7 protein-coding genes are annotated in these 26415 nt (G+C 41.0%); 2 read left to right on the top strand and 5 right to left on the bottom strand.

Annotation, left to right across the window (positions count from 1 at the left end; translation table 11 throughout):
- Positions 1-10 precede the first annotated feature (10 nt).
- The 4 genes from A7968_RS11265 to A7968_RS11250 form a co-directional block, all read right to left on the bottom strand.
- Entirely contained in the window at positions 11-12955 is a 12945-nt protein-coding gene (locus tag A7968_RS11265; RefSeq protein WP_064666681.1) for a non-ribosomal peptide synthetase, read from the bottom strand.
- The gene (locus A7968_RS11260; RefSeq protein WP_064666680.1) at positions 12942-13916 is read right to left on the bottom strand and encodes a TauD/TfdA family dioxygenase; all 975 of its coding nucleotides are present in this window, start codon (positions 13914-13916) and stop codon (positions 12942-12944) included. The genes A7968_RS11265 and A7968_RS11260 overlap by 14 nt, the downstream gene beginning before the upstream one ends.
- A gap of 14 nt (positions 13917-13930) precedes the next feature.
- The gene (locus A7968_RS11255) at positions 13931-18787 is read right to left on the bottom strand and encodes a non-ribosomal peptide synthetase (RefSeq protein ID WP_064666679.1); all 4857 of its coding nucleotides are present in this window, start codon (positions 18785-18787) and stop codon (positions 13931-13933) included.
- A 134-nt stretch (positions 18788-18921) separates the two neighbouring features.
- Positions 18922-21321, bottom strand: a complete 2400-nt coding sequence (locus A7968_RS11250) for a penicillin acylase family protein (RefSeq protein WP_064666678.1) — start codon at positions 21319-21321, stop codon at positions 18922-18924.
- A gap of 884 nt (positions 21322-22205) precedes the next feature.
- Between A7968_RS11250 and A7968_RS11245 the strand changes: the two genes are divergently transcribed.
- Together A7968_RS11245 and A7968_RS11240 are read left to right on the top strand one after the other, a co-directional pair.
- A complete protein-coding gene (locus A7968_RS11245; protein WP_064666677.1) occupies positions 22206-22994 on the top strand; it encodes a thioesterase II family protein in 789 nt (262 codons plus the stop codon).
- A gap of 35 nt (positions 22995-23029) precedes the next feature.
- On the top strand, positions 23030-23761 hold the full coding sequence (locus tag A7968_RS11240; RefSeq protein ID WP_084448159.1) for a 4'-phosphopantetheinyl transferase family protein: 732 nt from the start codon (positions 23030-23032) through the stop codon (positions 23759-23761).
- A 1354-nt stretch (positions 23762-25115) separates the two neighbouring features.
- Here A7968_RS11240 and A7968_RS11235 read toward each other — a convergent pair.
- A complete protein-coding gene (locus A7968_RS11235) occupies positions 25116-26237 on the bottom strand; it encodes a ParB/RepB/Spo0J family partition protein (protein WP_227008871.1) in 1122 nt (373 codons plus the stop codon).
- Between the last annotated feature and the right edge of the window lie 178 nt (positions 26238-26415).

The raw sequence follows: 26415 nt of genomic DNA, 5'->3' as shown, positions 1-26415 counted from the left end.
AATAAATTCCTTAATGCACTCGCTGTACACGACGTTGAGCTAATTTATTTACCCGCTTTGATTTCGTCGCTGAATTTTTTCTTTCCTGCCCTGATTGGGATTCATCAATAAAGCGAGCCATTTCCCTAACCGTAGAATGCTCAAACAACGACACGACACTAAAATCGGTTCCCATCAAGGCGTTGATCTTTGCTACAACCTGGATTAAGTGTACCGAGCTACCACCGAGTTCAAAAAAGTTGGTTTCAACGCCAATACTTTCCTGTTCGAGAATAGCGCCCCAGACCTCAGCCATAAGTTTCTCTGTCTTGGTCTTTGGTGGTGAAATTTGTCTACTCCCACTATCCCAGGATGGCTCAGGCAGGCGATTTCGATCCACTTTGCCATTAGCGCTAAGCGGTAAATTATCCAACAAAATGAACTTACTGGGCACCATATAGCTAGGCAGTTTCGACAACAAATAGCTACGGATGCGTTGACTGTCGGTATTGGAAATTCCAGACTTATTATTAACGACCAGATAGGCGACTAGCTGTTGAACTTGCCGATGATCTTGTCGAACCATCACAATGGCATCATTAATGTCTTGATGATCAGACAATACCGCCTCAATCTCGCCCAACTCAATCCTGAAGCCGCGTATCTTGACTTGATGATCGATACGCCCAGCAAATTCAATATTGCCATCTTCCATAAAGCGACCCATATCCCCCGTTTTATACAATCGCTCTTTAAGTTCAGGATGCTGAATGTAGCTTGCATCTGTACGTTCTCTATCATGGTAATAACAGCGCGCAACACCTACACCACCAATGTGTAGTTCACCCATTACCCCAACGGGACAAGGTTCCAAATCAGAAGTTAAAATAAAGAATTTCTGATTTGCCATGGGTTTACCATAAGGAATACTTTTTAGGTGACTGCTATCTTCGATAATTGGATACATGATTGACCAGATAGATCCTTCTGTCGCACCACCTAAGCTATATACTTCGCAGTCTGAAAAACGATTCCACAGACGTTGTGGCAATCCTGGTGGGATCCAATCACCACTCATCATCACCAATCGAATGCTTGATTGCGCCTGCTCCGCATATTCATATTCTGAAACCAACAATTCCGCTGAGACCGGCACGGTATTCCAAATTGTAACGCCATGCTGTTCCACCATTGTCAGCCAATGCCGCGGGTCCTTTTCTCTGGCTTCATCAGGAAACACCACAGAGCCCCCAACCGCTAATAAACCGAAAAGGTCGTATACCGACAAATCAAAGCTTAATGCAGAGACAGTTAATACCTTATCTTTACTGCTAACATTGAACCTTTTATTGATATCGAACAAGGTATTAACCACAGATCGATGTTCAATCGCGACTCCTTTCGGTTTTCCTGTCGAACCGGAAGTAAAGATGACGTAAGCCAAATTATCTGGCTGTTGACGATAAACAAAATTCTTCGCATCCGCCAATACATAGATATTATCCTTCAGCGCTTGAGTGACATTTAGCTGAGGAACCGATTCAAGCAATTCATCTTGCGTTTGCCCGTCGGTAAGTACCATCACAGCTTGAGCATGTTGCATAATCTGATTACAACGCTCTGCCGGCCAATTTGAATCGAGAGGCAGATAAGCCGAACCAGACATCATGATCGCTAACGTTGCTATCAGCTGTTGCCGCCCTTTTGGCAAACGCACTGCAATTAAGCTTTCGACAGTAAAACCATGTGCAGCAATTTTTTCATTGATAGCTCGCGCAGCCTGATATAACTCCAGGTAACTTAACTCTCCCTCACTATCTACGACTGCAATAGCCGTTGGTGTCTTGCTGACTTGCTCAATAAATAACTGGTGCATTAGTTTATCTTGAGGAAAAAGCTCAAGCGTATCATTCCAGTTGACTAACATCTTTTGGCGCTCAGTTGCCGGAAGGAGATTCATTCCCTGTACATGAGTATCAGGTTCAGACAAAATATTGTCCAACAGACAAACAAAACCATCGCTGAGACGGGCGATAGAAGATTCAACAAACAAATCGCTATTGTAGTCCCAGGACAACAATAACTCGCCATCTTCTTCCATTGCCGCCAGTAATAAATCAAATTTGGCAACAATCTCCCCCCGCTCAGCGGGAGTTAGCTCAACCCCAGGTAATTTAAGCGTTTCCTGGTGATGATTCTGCAACACAAACATAATTTGAAATATCGGCAAATGGCTTGCACTACGTTCAGGTTTGAGTTGCTCTACCAATAATTCAAATGGGTAGTCTTGATGATCAAATGCTGAAAGTACCATATCTTTGGTCGCTTGCAGAAAATCGCTGAATTTTGGATTTTCACTTAAATCATTACGCATCACCAATGTATTTAAAAAGAATCCTATCATTGGCTCCAATGCTTGCTCGGTTCGTCCCGCGACAGGTGTACCTATCACAATATCCTGTTCATTGCTCCAACGAGCAAGTAAAACAGCAAGCACTGCCTGCAAAGTCATAAACAACGTCACATCATACTGTTTCGAAAACTCGTTTAACCTACTCAAGGTCTCCCGATTGACGCGACGTTCTATTAACGCACCTTGATAGGTTTGTCGCGCCGGGCGAATTTTATCAAGCGGTAAACTATGAATTTGCGGTATCCCTGACAACTGCTCTAACCAATACTTAGATTCAATATCCTGTTTTTGTTTCGCCTCAGGTAATTGCTGCGCATAAGCATAATCCCGGTAGCTTGCTTTTAATTCAGCTAGCTGAGCAACTTCGCCCTTAACATAAGCACTATATAGGGTCGTAAACTCCTTAACTAACACACTAATTGACCAGCCGTCAGAAGCGATATGATGCATATTAAACATCATAACGTGATGCTTAGCACTGAGCTTAATAAGGCTTACCCGAAGCATTAAATCATTTTTCAAATCAAAGGGAGCTTGTGCCTCTAAACCAATGAGCGTACTTAAACAACTTGCTAACTCATCTTCTTTCAGTTTCGACAAATCTTTGAGCTCAATCGGCACATGATTTACGGAACGCACTTCTTGATAAGGTCCATTATCACCAACCACTACTACGGTACGTAAAGCCTCATGTCGCTCAATTATCCTTTGTAAAGCAGAATAGACCGCGTCTATATTTAAATCCCCCTGAAGATGGAATGCTGCTGGGATATTATAATGACTGCTGCCCTCCTCCATTTGGTCGATCAACCACATACGCTGTTGCGCAAATGATAATGGGACTTGGGCGCTTTCAGGGGCTTTACAAATCTCGACACATGCTGCTGCAAAAGTGCCTGCTAAATCTGAAATTATCCTTGCTTGGGCTGCAATCGTTGGAAATTCAAAGAAGATCTTCAATGTCATAGCACAACTGAAGCTTTCTTTAAACGCACTAATCGTACGAATTGCCAATAATGAATGTCCGCCTAAAGCAAAGAAATTATCGTCCGTGGAAAGTGAGGAAACATTCAACAACCTCCCCCAGATATCATATACGGCCTGTTCAATTGATGTGACCGGCAAAGTATATTGTCGTTGCTCATTCACCTCAGGTGAAGGCAATGCTTTAATATTAACTTTCCCATTGGATGTTACTGGAATCTCGTCCAGGTACATATAATGTTCGGGGATCATATATTCAGGAAGACACTGACGAAGATGCATATCAATATCACTGACCTGTAATCCTGACTCTTTAACCACCAGATAGGCAATCAATTGTTGCGATTCCTGGTTAACTGCTACAACGGCTTGCTCAATGCCGGATAATTCAGATATATTTTGCTCGATTTCTTTTAGTTCAATTCGGTATCCTCGCAGTTTCACCTGATGATCAATGCGTCCAAGGTAATCAAGACAATGATCGGGACGCCACCTAACTAAATCGCCACTTCGATAAATCCGAACCCGTTCACTATTACCCAAGACAATATGGGAATACTTGTCCTTAGTTAACTCTGGCAAGTTAAGATAGCCCTGACTCACCGATGGTCCTTCGATACAACACTCACCAACCATCCCTAGTGGTACCAATTGACCTCGCTCATCGACGACATGTATACGGGTATTTGACAATGGCATGCCGATATTGCTTGTCGTTTCAGGAGAAATGACTGCACAAGTCGCATTTATTGTCGTCTCTGTTGGACCGTATGCGTTGATGGCAAATCGCTTATGCTTTTGACAATGAAGCCCTATCTGCTGCCAAAGTTCATTATGAATGGCCTCTCCACCAACGATCATGGAAGGCAAAGCAACATTTCTTGTCTCTGCCTCATTTAGCAAAAGCTCAGCGATTGCTGGTGTGCAATCATAGATATCAATTTTGTTACGGTCTAACAACGTCACGAACGCCTCAGGGCTAACCCGAGTGTCATCATCAATTAATACGAGCTGCGCGCCAAAACCCAACTGACTGTATGCCTGCAAAGAAGCATCAAACATCAGTGGTGCATTCCATCCCCAACGATACGGCTGCTGCAATCCTTGTTCCTTCAGCAGCCCTGAAAAACTTTCTGCCAAGCTTGCCAGATTAACATGGCTTACTCGCACACCTTTTGGCTTGCCGCTAGTACCTGAAGTGTAAAGTATATACGCAGTATCAGCACTATCTATTGCTTCGCTAGTCTGTGAAGACAAAGTTTCATATCCAGCTAACCAATCATCATTAGCGGCGCCACCATCGAGCATAAAGACTTCTACATCGGCGATATCGAAATGTTCTGCGTCGACACTACTCACCAAAACCGCGCTGATCTCACTATCTTCAATGATGAACGCAAGACGATCCTGTGGTGCCTTGTAATCCATAGGGACAAAAATAGCACCTAATTTTCCAAGCGCCACCATGGAGATAACTTGCTCCAAACAGCGTCGACTGGATATACCAACGGCCTGCCCTTTGCCAATACCAGATTCACGGAGTAGACCAGCTAACCGATCAGACTTTTTAAGCAATTGAGCAAAACTCACGCTTTCTGAGCCAAATTCGATGGCTGTTGCCTCAGGATATGCCAAAGCATAGGCAGAAATATTATCAACCACAGTGCGAGTAGCTGGTTTTGGTTGTTGCTTTTGCCTAAGCTCCAACAAGACCTTTTGCTGTTTTCCATTCAATAATGAATAGTGATTAAGACACTGATCTTGATTAATCAGTATCTCATCAACCAAGTGACTAAAACTGTCGGCTAAGGTCATGATCGTTTGTTGTTCAAATAACGCGGTGTTGTACACCCAATGCAAGTCTAGCCCCTGCTCATCTTCAGTCGCGCTTAGCATGAGATCAAACTTGGCATTACATCCTGCTGGCTTTAATTGCGTGAGTTCCAGCCCTGGCCATGCAAGTTGGCCAACTTCCATGTTTTGCAGTACAAACCACAACTGAAATATCGGCAGGTGGCTGTTGCTCCGAGGTGGATTAATAGCTTCAACCAGCAGCTCAAAAGGGACATCTTGATGATCGAAATCACTAAGAATATGGTCTTTATTTTGCGCAAGGAATTGGTTAAACGTAAGGCTACTATCCACATTGTTGCGAATAACCATGGTATTAACAAAACAACCAACCAAGTCTTCCAGAGCTTTGTCATTACGACCGGCCAACGGTGTGCCTATCACTATGTCACGCTCTCTGCTCCATCGCCCTATCGTAAGCGCATAGATAGATTGCAACAACATGAACAACGTCACACCGTTTACATCAGCAAAGTTTTGTAAACTGTCTAATTTGGACTTGTCGAAACGTTGCCAGAATTGATGACCCGTTGTAGTCATTTGAGCCGGACGCACTTTGTCTAAAGGCAAACTGTGAACTACCGGAATATCAGCCAACCTAGCCAACCAGTAGCGTTTCTGATTTTCAAGAAAATCCACCGTCAGGTGTTGTTTTTGCCATAGAGAATAATCCGCATACTGCAGCGCCAACGGTTTCAATACGACCTGTGAGTCAGAGTTCAACGCACTATAAAGTTGGTTCAACTCTTTAACCAAAATCCCCATCGACCATCCATCACAGGCAATATGATGAATATTAATCAGTAACCTATGATCATCCTGCGCCAACTTAAATAAGTGCACACGGATCATCAGATCAACACTTAAATTAAACACCTCATTCTCGGCATCGATTAACGATGCAGCAAGTTGAGTATTCCTTTGTTCATCTGCTAAATTTGATAAGTCAACAATACGTAGTGGAACTTTCTTCGCAGCCTGGACAACCTGAACATACTGACCTTGGTTTTCTTCATAACGTGTGCGTAATATTTCATGCTGCTCCACTATAGAATCAAACGCTGTTTGAAGTGCATCAATATTTAGTTCGCCACGAATAGCAAAACAAGCCGGCATATTGTATTGACTGCTGCCAGCCCCAACCAAATCAATAAACCACAATCTATTCTGCTCAAAAGACAAAGGAATTGCCTGTTTGTTGGCAATAGATTTTATCGCGGGCAATGCTTTTTTAAGCTGATTATTTTCAATCCAGTGTGCCAACTGTGAAACGCTAGGCTGCGAAAATATTTCGCGGATAGGCACGACCTTTTCCAGTTGTAATTTTAATTCACTTGCCAGCTGAACAGCCAGCAATGAGTGCCCACCTAAACTAAAGAAGTTGCCATGACGGCTAACGCTCGCACGTTTTAACAAATGACAGAAGATATTGGCGATAGAAATCTCAAGCTCGCCAACTGGTTCCTTAAAATCAATAGGATTTTCCATCAGTTCAGGAACGATTAACTTATTTCGGTCAACCTTACCATTTTCATTTAACGGCAATTGCTCCATCACCACAAACTGACTAGGGATCATATAATCAGGTAATATTTCTGATATCTCAGCGCGAACGTGCTGGCAAAAGTCTTCATGTTCAACCAAATTGAAACTTGCGGAAGGCGTCAGGTAGGCAACAAGTCGCTTAGTATTCGATGCATCGCTGATCGCCATCACATGCGACTCATTAACCAGCTCAAGTAAACTGAGTTTTGTTTCAATTTCACCAAGCTCGACCCGAAAACCGCGGATCTTAACCTGATGATCAATACGTCCCAGATATTCCAACGTACCATCATACTTCCAGCGCACCAGATCGCCAGTGCGATACAGGTAGCTAGGTGCTAATCGTTCATCCTTGAAAAAACGTTCCGCCGTTAACTCAGGGCGAGAAATATAACCAAGAGCAACGCCCAGACCACCAACATAGAGCTCGCCAACTGCGCCCCGAGGAAGTAATTCACGGTTATCGTCAAGGATAAAGCAATCGGTACCGCGTACTGGAAAGCCAATGGGATAAGCCTGCTCGGATGCTATTTGAATATCAAAAACAGCACTGAATGTCGTATTTTCGGTCGGACCATAACCATTTAGTAAATGATCTGGCTTGCCATATTTTAGGACTTTGTTCACCGCTGCAACACCAATAGCTTCGCCACCAACAACAAGGTATTTCAAACGTTCAAAAGCCGTCGGCATTGCATTGGCAATTTGATGAAATAACGATGTCGTCAAGAACATTGTCGAGATAGAAGCATCAGATATTAGTGAAGGTAATCTGTTGGGATCTAACATATCCTCTTTACTCACAAAATGCAGGCGAGCACCATTAGCTAAAGCTCCCCAAATTTCCAGAGTTGCAGCATCAAATGAGCAATTTGACGTTTGGGCGACACAACATTCGGCATCAAACTCAATAAAGTTAGTATCAATAACCAGGCGGATGATGGCACGGTGAGGCACCATAACGCCTTTGGGTTTACCTGTTGAACCGGAAGTAAAATTAACATAGGCACAAGTATGACAACCCAGCTCAGCATGTTGAATATTGCCTTTAGCATTATCGCGCAAACGCTGCTGCACAAACTCGTCATCATAGGCAAGACAATTGGTTTGAAATTCAGCAAAAATCGGCAACATCGCCTTATGGCAGATAATCATTGCCAGATCGCAATCCTCGACCATATCTTTTATACGTGCCGACGGATAATCAGGATCTAATGGCACATACGCGGCACCAACCTTTAATATGGCTAGCATTGCTACCACCATATCGCAATTCCGTTCACAGCTTAATCCGATCAATGCTTGCGCTTTGATCCCTCGGTCAATCATTTCGGCAGCTAATTGGTTAGCCGCTTCATTTAACTGCCTGTAGCTCATAACAGCCCGCTCAGTACTTAACGCAATACTCTCACCATTTGACAGCGCTTGTGCTTCAACATATTGATGAATGAGAGGATGCACCGTTTGAAGCTGAGGCGCAGGGTTCAGCGCGATCAACTCGACAACTTCATCCGCATCAGGGATCAATAATCTATCAACGCTGCAATCTGGATCAGCCACAATACGATGCAAAATAAGTTCAAAAGATTTTGCATAACCGGCAATGGTTTCGGCATTAAACAAATCGCTGTTATACAGAAAAGTCAGGCTTAGCCCCTGTTCACTGTCGCGACCATTAAGCAATAAATCAAATTTCGATGGCAGCCCTTCGATCGGTAACGGGGTCAGCTCTGCATTTTCAAGCCGAGTTATCGGCATATCATAATTACTCATACTCATCATGATTTGACACAAGGGTGCATGACTGGCACTACGTACGGGGTTAATCTTTTCAACTAAATATTCAAATGGAATATCTTGATTTTCCAAGGCATCCAAATTCACGGAACGAATTTGTTGCAATAACTGGCGAAAGCTGACTCCATGCTGATGTTGCGTACGTAAAAGTAACGTATTTATAAAGAAGCCGATTAAAGTTTCAAGCTGGCTATCTAACCGATTGGCGACAGGTGTACCTATAACAATGTCTTTTTGTCCTGAATAGCCGCTTAGCAAAATAGAAAACGCCGCATGTAACACCATAAACAGAGTCGAATCATGGCTATTTGCTAATCGCTGTAAAGCATCAACCCGCTCTTTGTCTATTACAAGTTCATGCATACTACCGGCAAAGGTTTGCTTCTGTGGTCTCGCTCTATCAAGCGGCAGGTTATGTACTTGTGGCAAACCATTAAGCTGTTTTAACCAATAATCCTTCTGGGATTGAGAATCCTGTAATTTTTGCGTTTGCCAAACGGCAAAATCTCCATATTGCACACTAAGATTTGGCAGGTTTACTTCTCGCCCTATGAGTAAGGCATCATAGATTTCTTTAAATTCATTCATCAAATTGCTCAACGACCAACCGTCGCTCGCAATATGATGTAAATTAACTAATAAAATTCCACACTGTTCCTGGGTATGAATGTAACTGGCCCGAATCATCAAATCCAATACCAGATCAAACTCGTAGTTCGTATTCTCTGCAATAAGCGCATCAATCGCTTTTTGTTGTTCACCTCCTTGCAACTCACCAAGGTCATGAACTTTTAGTTCAAACTCAGGGTTACAATTGACCAACTGAACTGGACCTTCATTTTTCTTTACAAAGTTAGTTCGTAATGCTCGATGACGTTCAATGATAAGCTGGAATGCCTGCTCTGCGATACTCAGATTTAAGCGGCCATCTATTCTCATGGCAAAGGGCATGTTGTAATGCGAACTACCACCTTCATATTGTTCGATAAACCACAAGCGCTGTTGAGCATACGAAAGTGGAACTTCATCAACTTCGCTGGTAACCGCCAGCACATTTTTATAATTGGACGTTTCCTGAGTATCTATTAGCTGCGCCAGCTCATTCAATACAGGGCAACTGAAGATATCGTTTATCGTGAGATCAACATTAAATGAATCCCGAATACGCGATAACAAACGAGTCGTAAGTAATGAATGACCTCCTAACTCAAAAAAATCACCATTTGCACTGACAGTTTCAAGCTTTAACAATTCCTGATAAATCGTTTGTAGGCCTTGTTCCGTTTTGCTGCTTGGCGCAAGATAAGAAACTGTGTCTCCCCCCTCCAAAGATGAAAGGGCACGGCGATCTAGCTTACCATTTGCAGTGAGCGGTAATGTTTTAAATACATGTATCCGATCAGGAAGCATATGCCCTAAAAGCAGTAGCTTTAATTCCTTTGCGATCTGCTCATTCGATTTCACTGTGGCAACATAAGCCGATAATTTAGATACGTCTCCATCTTGATGCAGCAAAACCGCCGCTTGAGATACAGATTCGATTGATAATAACGCATTTTCGATCTCTCCAATTTCCACTCGAAAACCGCGTATTCTTACTTGTTCATCCTGCCGTCCAATAAATGTGATGTCACCATTTGCATCCTGCACTGACTGATCACCGGTACGATAAGCGTTAAGCACTTGTCCATTGTCTAAAGCTATTTGAAAATATTTAACTTGCTCATCACCACCATTTAAATAACCCGATGTAACAGAAGGTCCTGCAATTACCAGCTCTCCGATAACACCACACGGAACCGCCTGGCCATCCTGCATAATGATAGCCGCCATATTTCCCAATGGCTGACCGACAGGTATCGAACAACCTTTCTCATTTCCGTTGACCTCGTAAGTCAAACAACCAATAGTTGTTTCCGTGGGGCCATAATGATTAATAATACGACATGCTGTATTAGCGCAACGACTTTGGATTGTCCTCAACAAAGCGCTGCTAAAAACTTCACCACCGAAAATTAAATATTTATTAGGCAACAGTAGAGGAAGTCCGTCCTCAGCAATAAGGGCGCTATAATGGCTTGGAGTAAACTTTGCGACATCTATATCATGCTGGGCAAAATACTCCCACATTAACTTAGCATCGACAGCAGTATTATGATTGATAACATGCAAACAGCCACTTTTTACCATAGATGTAAAAAGAATTGTATTACCTAAATCTGTGGCCAATGTTGCAGTCAGAGCATAATTTAGCCCAGGTGAAAACGGATATCGTTGAGACAACTGGCTAACATAGTGCACTAAATTATGATGACTTACCGGCACTCCTTTAGGTTGTCCTGTTGAACCTGAAGTATAGATGACATAAGCTGGATCCTCTGCACTAAACTGACCACAATTCAATTCATAATTGTCATAGTCTTCTAACCACTGCTTTTCTTCTGCACCACTTAGCACCAAAATTTCGACATCAGACAATGGAAATGTATTGACGGCTTCACTGGTAAGTAACACTAAATCAACCGATGCATTCTCAACAACATACCGCAACCGGGCTTCTGGGTATGAAGGCTCCATCGGCACATAAGCAGCACCAGATTTAAGGATTGCTAACAGACCAACAATCGCTTCAACAGAGCGATTACCACACAAACCAATCCGCTCTCCAGAGCCAATGCCCTGTTCCTGAAGGAATGCCGCCAGTTTATGACTCTGCCGGTCAAGCTGTGAGAACGTCAATCGCTGTTTGCCTTCAATAATCGCAAATTGCTCTGGCGTTGCAACAGCAGCCTCAGCAAACCATTGTTCTAGCCGACAATGCGGATAGTCAGACACACTGACACTTGGGTGCAGTTGTTCAGTCGCTAGTGGCAATTGCCAAACCGAAGTTTCAGGCGCTTGTAGTGCAGCTTCCATCAGATACAGGTACATATCCGCCATATTATCAATGGTGCTTTCGGTAAATAGATCTGTGTTGTACTCCCAGACAAGGTTCAAATCTGTAGCACGGTTCGAAATATCAAGCTTTAAATCGTAGGCAGTGATAGTGCTTTTTGGTCGAATTAGTTCCGCATTCAATAAATTGTGCTCATCTTGAATTAGCGGCGCTTTTGACATGGAAAAGAAAATTTGACATAGAGGATTTGCAGCCAACGACTGAGGTACACCAAGCTTAGATAATAGCAGTTCATTAGGCAGCAACTGATGACCAGATGCGGCATTAAAATACTCGCGATTCTGTTGCAAAAGCTCAGTTAAATGCATCGATTTATTCACTTGCGAGCGAATAATCAATGTATTGGATAATTGTCCGATAACATCGTCAAACGGCCCTTGCACTCGATTGTCAGCATTGATACCAACAACTACTTCTGTATTAGCACTTATTCGAGCCAGTAGTACAGAAAATAGAGTATACATAAACTCAAACGGCTTACATTCACTATCCAAAGCAGCTTTTTCTACTCGTTTCATCAGGCTTAATGGCAAAGGTTTGGTAATAACCGCAGCGCGATGACGGTTCTCGATAGGACGCACATAATCAGTAGGCAGGTTATGAATTTGAGGAACATCCTTGAGAGCCTTCAACCAAAATTCAAAATCATTATTGAGCTTTTCGCTACTTAGCGAGCGATTTTCCCACTCGACATATTCGGCAAACTGCAAAGATAGTTCAGGAAGCTGCGGCAGATTTTCCCCAGACTCATGCTGATAAATAGAGATAAGGTCACGTAATAACAGGGGATGGGACTGCGCATCAGCAATAAGGCTATGAGTCACGAGTACGAGTATATGCTCATTGTTTGTCAACTGAATCAGTGTCACTTTAAACAATAAGTCGACATTGAGATCAAATGGTGATTCAGAAACACTCGCGATAATACGCTCGAGCTCGCTATCGGCAATTTTCTCTTCATGAAAATCTTGGACTGGTAAATTAAACGATGAAACTTCAACTAATTGTTGCCAGACTTCCGTATCATCCGAATTAAATCTGGTGCGAAGACTTTCGTGTCGTTGCTGCAATTTAAGCAACGCTATTTCCAACTTCTTCAAATCGCATTGGCCACGCATGTGAATACAAGTAGCGTGATGATTCAAAGGTGAATCACCATCACGTTGAATACTGAGCCATAATCGGCGTTGTTTGTAAGACAAAGGAAAAGCATTATATTTGTCACTATCAGATAAACGTGCAGTAACATTGTCGTCAGCTTCTTTTTGTGAACTGAGATATTCCACTAATTGCGGTTTATGTTTTTGTATAGCCGCTACGATTTCAGCATCCAGCGCCTGTTTGTCACCGCGGATTTTTAACTTGTCACCTTCAAGACGAAGATCGATATTCTTATCCGAGATTGTTTTTAGCAACTCAAGCACATTCATTTTCGACTCCACACTTTTCCTGTTGTTTGATTGAGTTGGCTTCAGCCATAGAAACGAGGATGCGACGATTACCTTCAAAAGGTTCACGACCATGACAATAAAGCATATTATCAATGAGCAAGAGATCACCTCGTTGCCATGAAAACATTATTTTTTCTGAAAGAAAAACCTGACGAATAACGTCAAGATACTCTTCTTCAATAGGCTCCCCATCACCATAAAAACTATGACGAGGTAAAGCATCTAAACTAAATGTCTCTAACAGCGCCTTTCTATTCTCAGCCGTATGATTGCTGACATGAAATAAATGCGCTTGATTAAACCAAACTTTTTCTCCTGTAACAGGATGTATTTGTACCGCAGGGCATCTTTGTAAGGTCTTTAACGTGCCATCTTCTTGCCACTCAAAATGGATCCCTGCATTTCGGCAACATTCGTCTACCTCAGCCTGAGTTTCCACCTGAAACACTTCCTGCCATGGCAACCCGACTTTGCCATAATTTCGTTGATACAGAACACCCTTTTGCTCAAATTTTTCCCGAATGTGTGCAGGAATACTTCGATAAACACTACGACTGTCGGCAATTGGCGTTTGCCCCCCGACAGATGGCGCAATTAAGCAAAGAAAAGCCAATTTCATTGGCCACGTGTGAGAGTATGCATTTTCATTATGCAAAGGTATTGATTCTTCTGGCGGATATTCGGTCGATGTATATACATTTCCCTTAAGCTCTTTGCGTGGCGTTGAACGATTACTATATGACACCAGTTCAGAGCCGAATAATTCCTGAGTTCTCATGCCAAACTGCATACTACTTATAATGTTCAGTCCTCGTAGCAGAACGGCTCCTTCTCTTTCCAATTTACTGACAATATCAGTCCGATGTTGCTCAATCCATTGTGTTAGTGTTTTGCCTGATAATTCCACCGGATATTCTATCGTATCAATTATATTTTCCATTTCCTGCTATTTCCTTAAAACTCTAGTTCTATACTGTCTTCGACAAGTTTCTGTTTGGGCATCGAAAGCTCTTCTGCTATCAACAATTCTAATTGTTCAATTGTTGGATTCCCCATCAAAATACTCTGCGGTATATCCACGCCTGCAACCAATTTAAGTTCATTACAGAACTCATTTGCCAGCAAAGCGTTGGCACCAGCATCGAGAAAACCCGTTGTGGCACTAATAGTGTCCGTTTTAAATAAAGCCTTCCAGATAGCCTGAATTTCATTTTGTAATTGTTTTTCCGGTATGTTCTTGGATGTTACAATTTGAGTTTTCTCACTTTTAATATCAACACAATCGTTTTCTGAGCGAGGCGGTTGCTCTAACAAACTAAACAGCTCCCCTACAGGACGATTAGGATCGTTTAGCGTCAGTTTCAGTAGCTCAGCCATAACAACCGAGAGTTTATTAATACTATCGGCAGTAAATAGATCCTCGCTATATTGCCATTCCAAGCAAAGCTGATTATCACAAATACTCGCACTCAACATTAAATCAAATTTAACCATACGCTGAGTTGATAATCTTTGCTCTATCTCAACGCCAGGTAACGTAAATGCTTGCCCTGGAGCCGCTTGATCATGTAATACAAACCAAATTTGAAAAACCGGATGAACACCCTGCACTCTTTTCAACTGCAAAGCACTGAGTATTTCATCAAATGGTACTTGTTGATGTTCTAAATTATTTAACCATCCTTGATGAGACATTTTTAACAACTGCAAAAAGCTCATTCGCGAGTCAATATTATTGCGCAACACCATGGTATTTGTAAAACACCCAACAAGGTCGACTAGCTCTTGTTGTTCCCTTCCAGCAATAGGCGTACCTAAAACAACATCATCCTGTTGCCCCCAATGGCCAAGTAGCATAGAAAACATTAATTGAAGAAAATTAAATGTGGTCGTTCTTTGCTCTACGACCAAATTATTTATACCTTCCAATACCGTGCGATCATAATATTGATAATGTATTACACCTTGATGACTCGTTTGGCGTGGTCGCTTAAAATCAGTTGGTAACGAGTGAACCTGCGGGATATTTTCCAAATACCTTTCCCAATACGAAATATGTTCATCATGTTTCTTCCCTTTCAAATACTGAGACTGCCAGTGAGAAAAATCGGAATATTGAAGTGCCGGCAACTTGTATCTAGCAACACCAGAATTGAGAATATCGCGATAATACAACTCAAGTTCAGAAAATATTATATTTAATGACCACCCATCCACCGCAATGTGATGAAGAGTAAGGCAAAGAAAACATTGCGTATCGCTGATTACCATGACTTGCCCACGAATCATCTTATCCGTTGCTAAATTAAATGGTGTTTGGATCTCTTGTTGAAAAATCTCGTCCACCCGTAATAGCTGTTGATCATTGGATATATGGCGAAAATCGTGTTGCACCAAGCGTAACTTACAATCGGCATTAACCGTGGCCACAGGGGATTCAGCCGTACCAGAGTATGTGGTGCGAAGCACCTGATGCCGTTCAATGAGCACCTCAACCGCTTGCTCAAAAGCTAGAATGTCAAATGACCCATTAATTTGAAAACACCCTGGTAAATTGTATTTTGACGTTTCACCAAACAGCGCATGCTCTTGCCAAAACTGTTGCTGTATTAGCGCCAGTGGAACAACACCAGAATGACCGAGCGCACGTATTTGTGTCTTTTCAGGCGTTTCAGTACCATGCAAAGACGCGATATAATTTGCCATCACCTCAACGCTAGGGTATTTAAAAATACTGGAGGTAGTAACTTCCACATTTAAACGTTGAGTTATATCGCCAACCATTCTCATCGCTGTAATTGAGTTACCACCAAGATCGAAAAAATTTGCCTTGATACTGACTCTTTCACCCAGGTACTGCTGGCAAATACTTTGGATCGCTTCCTCGATAGAATTGCCTGGCGCTACATAATCTTCAAAATCATTGATTTGTTGGGCTCGTAGCAAAAGAGGCTTTCTGTCTAACTTCCCATTAGCCGTTACGGGCAATGCATCAATCGATATTATTCGACTTGGTAACATGTAAGCCGGTAAATTTTCCTGCGCAAAATCGTAAACTGTTTTTATAAAATCAGCGTCTTGAGCACTGGTATACTCAGCGTTATCTACCATGGCCTCTCTGACAACAAAGGCAATTAACTGGATACCACCTTTACACACCACGGCACTATCTTTTACGATATCCATAGACGCCAAACGGGTTTCTATTTCCGCGAGTTCAATGCGAAACCCTCTGACTTTTACCTGTTGATCTCCTCGGCCAACATATTCAATGTTTCCATCCTGTTTCCTATAGACCAAATCACCGGTTCGATATACTGCCTCGGAGCCCAGACCAAAATCACGTACAATAAATCGTTCTTTTGTCAGTTCCTCAGCATTTAAATATCCTGTCGCCAGACCATGTCCACCAACTAATAGCTCCCCAACAACGCCGATCGGTTGTAACTGCTCAGATTCATTGACCACATACACGCTTGACCCTGCAATGGGTTGGCCTATCGGAATTTTCGTGCCTATTTTTGCGCGGCCATCAAACGTGCAACAAGTACTAAATGTCGTATTCTCCGTTGGACCATAGCCATTGATGAATGCCACTTTGGGGTGTAGTGCAAAAAGCTTTCTTACAGAATGCGGAGAAAAAACATCACCGCCAGCCATAACATATTCTAGATTTTCAGGTACTACATCCGTCGATTGTATCCAGCCATCAAATAAAGCGGCGGTTAACCACAATGTATTGACGTTCTTCTCCGTCAAGACCTCAGTCAAATGAGAAAACGTCAAATCACAATCAGGATATATCACTAACTGACCACCATTAAGCAATGGAGCCCATATCTCAAAAGTGCTCACGTCAAAAGATAGCTTACATAGCAGAAGCGTACGGGTTTGTTCACTTAGGGAAATATAATCAGGATTGATGACCAGACGCACGATACCTTTATGTGGTACAACCACTCCCTTCGGCTTTCCTGTAGAGCCCGAAGTAAACATAACGTAAGCAATGTCACTTTCATTATCGACAACGTTTAGGGCAACGGGATATTTGGACAATGTTTGTTGCCATTGAGACTCGCCAATGTACTGTATGTTGGCATCCGCATTTTCTTTCGCGAAACTCTGATGATCTGTAAGCGCAAACTCCATTTTGCTTAACTCAATCATTTGTCGAAGCCTAGACTGAGGATAAGTACGATCCAAGGGCATATAGGCTCTGCCCGCTTTTAATACGGCAAGCATAGCAATAATAAATGCAGGAGAGCTTTTATAAGCTAGGCCTATCGGTGCTTGATTATTACTCGTTTGTTCATTAATCCAGTTAGCAAGCTGATTCGATTTTTGCTCCAGTTCTTTATACGTCAGTTGCTCATCATTTTGAACAACTGCAATTTTATTGGGGTAACGGTGAGCAATGTCATCAAAGAGTTGCTCTAATCGTTTGTTAAGTGGTGCCGTTGTCTCTTTATAAGCCCAGCTATTGATCTTGCTTATTTCTTTCGCCGGTATAATTTCAATATCTGAAGACAAAACCTCACTGTCCGAACTTACTTGTTCCAGCATGTGAAGAAAGCGCTCCATTAATAACTCACCTTCCCCCGGCTCAAAGTATGCGTCATTGGTATCAATTTGCAGCTGAACGTCTTGATGCTCTCCATACTCACAAATATTGAAAGTAAATGGTGTTCTTTCACAATTATTGGATAAGAAATACGTCGCGGTAGGACAGTGTTCATTACCAATATTATAATCCAGCAATTGATAATTAAACTGAATATCAAAGAGTCGTCCATTATTCAAGCGACCAGCGTCGATAGACTCAATGATTTTATGCAAAGGCACTTTTTGATGACGAGAATTTGTGGTGAGTTTCTTTTTCAACATATTAATGATGTCTCTAACACCAGCATCGCTCTTGGCCGTCATACATAATGGCCGAACACTAACAAAAGACCCTACTACATCTTTTTCGCGCCCACTACGATTTCGGGAGGGTAATCCGATGGCAATAACCTCTTTTCCTGAAGTGCGCCGGAAATAAATATAAAGCAATGCCAATATAAGATGATGCACTTGACCATTCATCGCTTCAGCAACAAGCTGCCACTGTTGATAGATGTCATGCGATATATTTTTAACGACTCGGCGGCTGGATAAAGCAAGTTCAACCGAATTATCCTTAGGTTCTAATACTGAGTCGCTCAATTCGTTAATTTCCGAAACCCAATATTGCAATGAATTTTGGTATTTTTCACTCTTGATATAATCGACTTGCTTTGCAATATTTTCGATAAACGAAATGGGCTCATTACTCGGTGCGTCTGTGTCTAGTTCGACCAAATACATGTAGCGCTGGATCAGATTTTTAACCCAAATGGCGTATGCCCAGCCATCCATTATTAAGTGATGTGAAACGCTATAATACCAATATCTCGCTTCCCCAAGCTTAATCAGCCCAGAGTGATGTAATATGCTCTTTTCGATATTAAATATTTGTTGGTAACACTGCTTAAATAGCGCTTGGGCTTCGATTTCAGGATCCGTATGATTTGAGAAGTCGTGCACTAACAGCTCTATTTCGTCTGTAGATACGTACTGCTCAATGCCCCCATTAGCCTTTATAAAACGTAGATAGAAAGCATCATGCAGTTTAACTTGCTGCGAAAACGCCTGCTTAAACTTATCTAAAGAAACGGCTGACGCTATTTCGACATAACCACCGACGTTATACAATGGCAACGTAGGATACTTATCCTGATCCAGAAATATATCCAACTGTGTTAGTGTCAAGCCATGTTTCTTAAACCGCATGTTTACTTCCTTTTAGCTTTCTGTGTGATAAAACCCAATGACGATATGGGCGCACCCCAAACGTTTAGTGCTTACCTAGATGAGCGTCATACTTATTAATTCAAAAAACTACATATCATTTGTATGTCAAACAATTACTCAACCTGAGACGATTTCGGCTGAAGTGCGAGTTTATAAATCGGTGCACCCGGAAGAAATGGCAATGTCTGCCCCGTTCTCCATTGCTCATGGCCATTGCCATAATAAGGAGCAAATGGATTACCCGCCTGCCCAACTGGCATGGTTAACGAGCCTTTTTCTTCCTGACCAGGAGAAACAACGATGCGTACGGAAGCACCAAAGTTTAATAACTGGGCAACAGGCACATTTTTATCTCCACTTTGCGCTTGCTCCGGAAAGTTCAATAACCAGCCTAACGGTAAAACATTTGCTAATGGATGAGACAATTTTAACCGATTAACCGTTCCCCAAGTTGCCGCAGTCAAATCACCATTATAGGCTTTGATGTAAAAGTTATATGTTTCTTCAATTGCCACCGTTGTTAAAAATTCGTCCCAAGTTGCACGGTTATCTGGCACATAATCCTCTGGCTGCGCCTGCAACAGAGCCCATACTGGTGACTCCCATTGCTTAGTAAGATCTGACCATTGTATGGCTGGGTTCTTTGCCAGTAGCTTTGCGCCTAACATCTTCATTGTACGCTCAGCGACTATACTGCGGAATGCTCTGATCATACGATAGCCCACAGAATCTTTATTAGCCGTTCCATCCCAAGATGAGACATTTTTATGCAATTGTTCCCGAATAGTTTTATCTTCGATTTTTCCGATTGTTTTTAGCATAAGAGCTTGCCATCGATTCATCAAAATCGCAGTTTTGTCCAATTGCAATTCTTGCATCGCTTGTTCGTTAACGGCCGGCATGGAATCAAGTACATTTCTAATTCGACTAGCTCGAACACCTAGCGCATATTGTGCACCAACGCCCATAGGAAGCAATTCTTCTCCCCCAACAACACGATTGTTCGCAGTCCAAATGACGGGAGAATTTGTTGAATTTAAGGTTGGATATTCATCAGCTTCAAGCCAGCCATCCCAATACTGTTTGCCAGTATGACGCTCACTCGGTAACTCACCACTGTACCCCACACGACGAGGAATTCTTCCAAGGATTGTCCAAGCTGTATTCCCGGAATCATCAGCAAACACGATATTCATTTGAGGTATACCAGAGCGCGCAGCGATATTAACCGCGTCATTAATAGAGTCCGCTGTAGATAAATACCAGGCGTTTAAGTTATTTGCCTCAGGAAAATGCGCAACCCAGCTCATGGCATACTGCTTCTCATCTGACTTCGAACTGATAATTGGCCCCCAATCAGTTTCACGAACCTTCAATACAACAGGAGAGCTCCCTTTTACTGCGATCGTTTCTTCTGTCACTGATATTTTTTGTACACCATTATCCGTCTTGTAGGAATCCTCTCCCACTAGCTCCAATTCAACGAGATCATTCCAGTCACCATTTGAATTTGACAATCCCCACGCCAATTGGCCGTTGCTACCAGCAGCTATAACAGGCATTCCAGGGATAGTAACACCAGTTGCTTTATGGGCTTGCCCCCCCTCTTCAAATTCAACAGTCATTGCGTACCAGCTATTAGGCACCGTGAGAGGCAAGTGCATATCATTTGCAAGAATTGCCCTGCCGTTATTCTTAAATGCGGAGGAAACAACCCAGCTGTTACTACCAACTTGGGATTCGTTGTGACCAGACGTTTCGTCGTATTTGTCAAGATTATCACGATTAGCAGCTACATTAGCTGAGGCCATCAGCCCTCGAATGGCATCAAAGCCAGCTAAAGGCATTACGGATTTATCTACGGGTGCGTCCCAATCTGAAGTTTTTGCCAGGAGAAAATCTGAATAATCTTTACCGTAAATTTGCTGAGCAGTTTGATTAATCAATTCAGGATCCAGCTTCGAGTGAGGCTGGAGCAACATATACATCACCATATTAACCAGTAAAGAATCCTCTTCTTGCCAGGGCTGTGGCGTAGAGAATAAAATGCGATATTCATATGGGATACCATCAAGTTGAGTCAAACCTTCATTGATACCACGAGTGTAAAATTTTAATAGGTTTCTTTGTTCTTTAGGTAACTTGGAAAGCGCGATTTTTGCACGGTGACGAAAGCGATGTAATCTAGCTTGTTTATCTTTTTCTACAACCCCACTTCCAAATAGTTCTGCTAACTCCCCCGCTGCAGTCCGCCGGTACATGTCCATTTGAAAGAAACGTTCTTGCGCATGCAGAAATCCCATACTGAACATTGCATCATGGGTATTTTTCGCCTTTATCGTGGGATAACCGCGTTCATCCCGTGCTATTGATACGCCTTGCTGGAGAGAGTCTACGGTTAACGTACCATCAAGTTCAGGTACGCTTAATTGCACGATGGTAAACAAATATGCGATTAAACCTGAGCCGATAACAAGCAAAGTCGCAATCGCAATTTTAAAATACTTAAACATTACTAATCCCTTTTATTATGGTCTCTTCAGAAAATTCTGAGGATCAATTCCTGCTACCCAAAATGTGTGTAATAGCGCTTAAACCCAGAGAGGTTTAATCTATTTAATTAACTGTATGCTTTTCTTAACAAGAAAAAACAGAATGACATTTGATTTTTCACTCAACGCCTCAACGCCTCAACGCCTCAAACTTCCAAAAATCTAACTAAATATGAATAAAAACTTAACAAATTCAATAATACATTTTATCAAATTGACCGTCAATCAATAATCTTACCCACGAAATAAAGTGCTACGCTCGCGTACCATAATTTTAAACATGCATTAAAAACAAGACAACAACTCGGTAAAATAAGCTCTAAGCAAAGCGTTAGTGGTGTTTTAACCAACTTTCATTATTTGGCAGTAACACGTCTCACGCGTGAGATTTCACATGAGTCTATCAAGCTCTTAATCCGCATGAGTGACTAATTTGAATTACAACAGTCGCGTTATATATTCCGCTTATTAGCATTTCAAAGCCAAGAACCACAATTACTGATACTCAAAATTCAAATTGAGGTAACTTACACATAAAACAATGGGAGTCTACATTAGGTGATATTATTTTGAGATATTTGATCATTGCATAAATACTGTGTGAAACCACATTGTATACCTCTAGCTTATAAATTACAGCATAGGCTCAACAGCTTATAAGCCATCAATTATAACTGTGTTTAAAGTTAATGGGTTGACATAGCGCATTCGCTTCTATAGATTTAAGCTAATAGAAAAATAATATTTTTCAACATACAAATGGTATGCCCTATTAAATGTGGTTGTTATGCTCTTTAGGTATTTTCTCTCAGTTAGCTACATCGCAATGATAAAATGGATATTTAATGTCAACTTCAAACTGGTTTATGATACCGCAACCAATTAATGATCCCTTATTAAGAATCATATGTTTTCCCTACGCAGGAGGAAATGCATCAACTTATTTGCATTGGGAGAAATGGTTACCTGAAAATGTAGAACTAATAGCCGTACAACCACCTGGCCGAGCTGCCCGGATGTTTGAGCCTTGCTATACAGATATGGGAAGTTTAGTTAACGAGCTTCTAACAATAGTAAGTGATTTATTTGATAGACCATATATCTTATTTGGCCATAGCCTCGGAAGCAGAATTGCGTTCGAATTAATGATACAATGCAAAATAGCAGGATTTCGTTTACCACAGCATTTAATTGCTTCCGGTAGTAGAGGACCCCATATTCCATCCAAAAAAGAACCAATTCACCACTTAGCGTATGATGATTTTGTTGCACGGTTGACCGAGCTTAATGGTACACCCACAGAAATACTTGAGAACAAAGAATTAATGGAACTTTACCTCCCCTTACTAAGAGCTGATTTTAAGCTAGCTGAAACCTATAGTTGCACATCTAATCATAGATTCGACTGCTCAATATCGGTGTTAGGAGGAGATAACGATACCGATGTAACTAATGACGACCTGCAAAGCTGGGGAGACTTCTTTTCGAATCCAGCAAATGTCCACTTAATTGCTGGTGGCCATTTTTTTATCGAAACTAACAAGTCACAAATTGAAAAAAAAGTCACCATGATTATCCAAAATGAATTGCTTAACCTTGAAGGCGGGAAATCACAAAGCTTATGTACTATATAACCCCTATTTTAAAACTTAGAATAATGTAACTCCTGATGAGCTCACTGCTAGTAAAAATAAATCACAAAAATAATTTTTTTGAGTTGGGCCAGTTTATTTCTGTGTTTGATTTAGAACAGTTGGTCGTATTTCGCTGTAATTATAATGCGCATTATTATCAGCGTAATTTATTTAATATGGTAAAGATCAGATTTCCTTCGTCATTAAGAAACTCTGTCAACAAAAGGCAGGCTGAATATCTAGCTGGTAGATACGCAGCAAAACAGGCACTCACAAAACTGGGAATTGCAAACTATGATATTGCAATTGGTAAACATCGAAGTCCAATGTGGCCAGAGCATATAGTCGCAACAATAACACATACAAGCGCATCTGCATTATGTGCAGCGGCAAATAAGCGAGATTTTGATTATCTGGGAATTGATTTGGAATATTGGTTACCGAGCAACACAATAAAAGAAATAGAACACAGCATAATTAACAACAAAGAACATGAATTATTACAACTAAACTCAATGGGTTTTGCAAAAGCATTTACTTTGCTTTTTTCTGCAAAAGAAAGTTTATTTAAAGCTTTGTATCCCAAAGTTGGTTATTATTTCGACTTTAGCGCCGCTGAAATCACAGAGATTTCGTTAGAACAAAAAACATTCAAATTAATACTTCGACAAGACTTGAGCCCATGCCTGACCTCAGGAACCTGCTTTAGAGGCATTTTTGACATCGATTTTGACAGCGTTCTTACATTAATCATCAGCCCAACCTAACAAAAAGCAAGGTTACACTTTGTCTTTCCCCTATTAAATCGACTACAGAAGTTGCTAAAGACATCAATTCAGTGTCACCAACAAAAAAACACAAGATATTGATATATAATACCATGTGTTTTCTCATGGCATCTTATTGACTACAGGGCTCATCAGCGCCCCACCCTACCCATTACGAGTACATTACATCAAATGTATCCATACTCAGACTGCTGTTGTTTTGTTACGCGAGGCCTAGAACCGGTTTCAGCCCATAAATTTTGTTGCCCACCCGTGCTTCATCTTGAAACCAAACATCAATGCGATCTAAAGGTAGATGCCTTGGGGTGTTAAGGATCACTTCCACTTGCAACTTTTTTAATAGGTGCTTAGGATAGCTTGAGATCCAGATAAACCCAAGTTTCTTAAGCAGTTTGTAAATATGATCAGTGTGATACCGTACATTGAACTAATCATAAATATTGAGTAATATCTTTCCCCACTAGTCTGTCTCATTCTTAAGAACTTGCAGACTGTTTTACATGCTCTGACAGTGTGTCCAGTTGTAGTGAGGTTAATTTAGCTGGAGGGCGGTTTATTGCTCAAGCCAGCAACGCCATTCTTAAGGCAATCTGAAACCCATTTATTGACACTACCACTTTGTATTTAGGCGCTTAGCAATATTCGGTCTATTTTCACCCTCAAAAAGTAATGAAACAGCAAGCAGGCGTATGCGCTTTCTTGAATTAGGCTCTTCACGCGATAAAGCTAAAAGTTGTTTGGATTATTCTAAGTTTAATTTAGTAAAAGTAGATAAGTATCGGTGCGCTAATTAGATCACATGTTACTGCACGAGCGAGTGTCTTATGTAGCTCGCCAGTTGAATCAGATAAGAAGCAGGCATTGTGGGTGGCAAGCTAACTTTCACGTTGCCGATAGTAAGAGTGATCGGCTGTTGCAGTTCAGTGACATTAAAGTGTTTAGTCACTTTTGCTCTAACAAAACTGCCTGATGATTCATTAAGCTTATTTCGTGCGGCATAGAAGGTTGCTTTTGCTGGCAAAATTCAGCAATAGTTAAATCACTGGCTTGTTATTCTTCGTTGATGTTATGCCACAGCTCAAGGCTACGCCTTTTTCTCATGGCTACCTCCTAACTGAAATTCGGAAATAGTTTAATTATTTTGGCGAGTGACTGACAGGTGCGTTTTGCAAGACGCTTACGGGTTATAGTAATTATCAAGAAGCTGAAAAAAATATTAGCAATTATTTGATGAGTTATTATAATTGGCGCAGGCCACATAGCCATAATCTGTGTGATTCATAGCCAGTCCTAAACGTTCAGTATCAACAATACTGTAGGCCAATAAAAAAAGCTAAGTTGTTTGTTGTTTTGAATCGACTGCATATAGATATTCCACAACGATCTTAAGAGCATCATTAAGCTCTTCCGGATTATTCCAATCAATTGAAGACCAATCTACACCGCACTGCAGTTCACAAATATTAGTTGTTAACAAGGTTTTTATTACATTTGATGATTCGATATTCCCCAATTTGTAAACTTTAGGTTTAGAGACTACTCTTGGTTCGTCGAACTTTATGTTTTGGTCTGCAGATTCAAAACAAATAGATAGTAAATTATTTATTTTATTCTTGTCTTCAATATTTAAGTTAGTCTTGTTATATCTTTTTTGATACGCTCTTTCCGTTTTAAGTACTAATTTTTTAACCTTTAATAAAGGTTCGCTGTTTCCATCTTCAAAAGATTTAATGACGGAGGGGTATCGAGTAAGTACATTGTAGTTATCAAATGTCCCCATAGAAATACCAAGAAAATTAGCTTTATCTCTTACCGTTAAAGTTTTTTTTCCAAGTTTTTGTTTAGTTTTATTTAAAATTTCTACTTCATTCAATGCATCAAGAAAAGCAATTAGCTTACCGTATTGAGGCAACTCTTCACGACTAGCATTTTCTTGAAACTGTTTTGTTTTCAATAGCAGCGGTTTAGTATTATATACTTTAAAATGTGCCGCACCATCAATACCATCATTATAAACCATAGCAAAAAATCGCCTATGGCCCGTTAAAATTCTGTATAGTTGATTATCTATAGGGTATATCGTTGGAACCTGAATAATTTCAGAAACAGCAACGTTTTCAGCTAACTCAAGAATAGATTCAATGCTCTTACTGGCCTTTATCCATTGAGAACTGCCATATTTAAAGCAATTTACAATACATGACTTACCAATGAGTACATTATCCTCTCCACCATAAATGTTGATCAGTTGCTTTTTACTCAGCTGTCTAGAGGAGAATTGATAAGCATGAATATCAGAAATAATTATGGATGGAAAAAATCTTGGATTAGATTCATCAGGTTGAATTTTAGTAATAAAAATTGATTCGTAGCTATATAGTTCATCTTTTGCAAAATTACCAGATTGGCTATTCAATACACTTATCAATCTACTTTCAAGTGAATTAGGTATCAAATTTTATCTCCTAATAATAAAATAAACACGCTGAAATTATGTAGTTTATATTAAATATAAACTACATAGTCAGTTATAATTTAAAACATGGCGAAGTTAAAGCTCTTAATTTTCACCAAAGATATGATTTAGGTTTAACATGAATGGTTAATATTCAATATGATTTGAATCAATCTTC

It is taken from the genome of Pseudoalteromonas prydzensis (genome assembly GCF_001661495.1).
Lineage (GTDB): Bacteria > Pseudomonadota > Gammaproteobacteria > Enterobacterales > Alteromonadaceae > Pseudoalteromonas > Pseudoalteromonas prydzensis.
The sequence above is the reverse complement of the archived record's forward strand: the minus strand, read 5'-3'. Positions and strand labels throughout refer to the sequence as shown.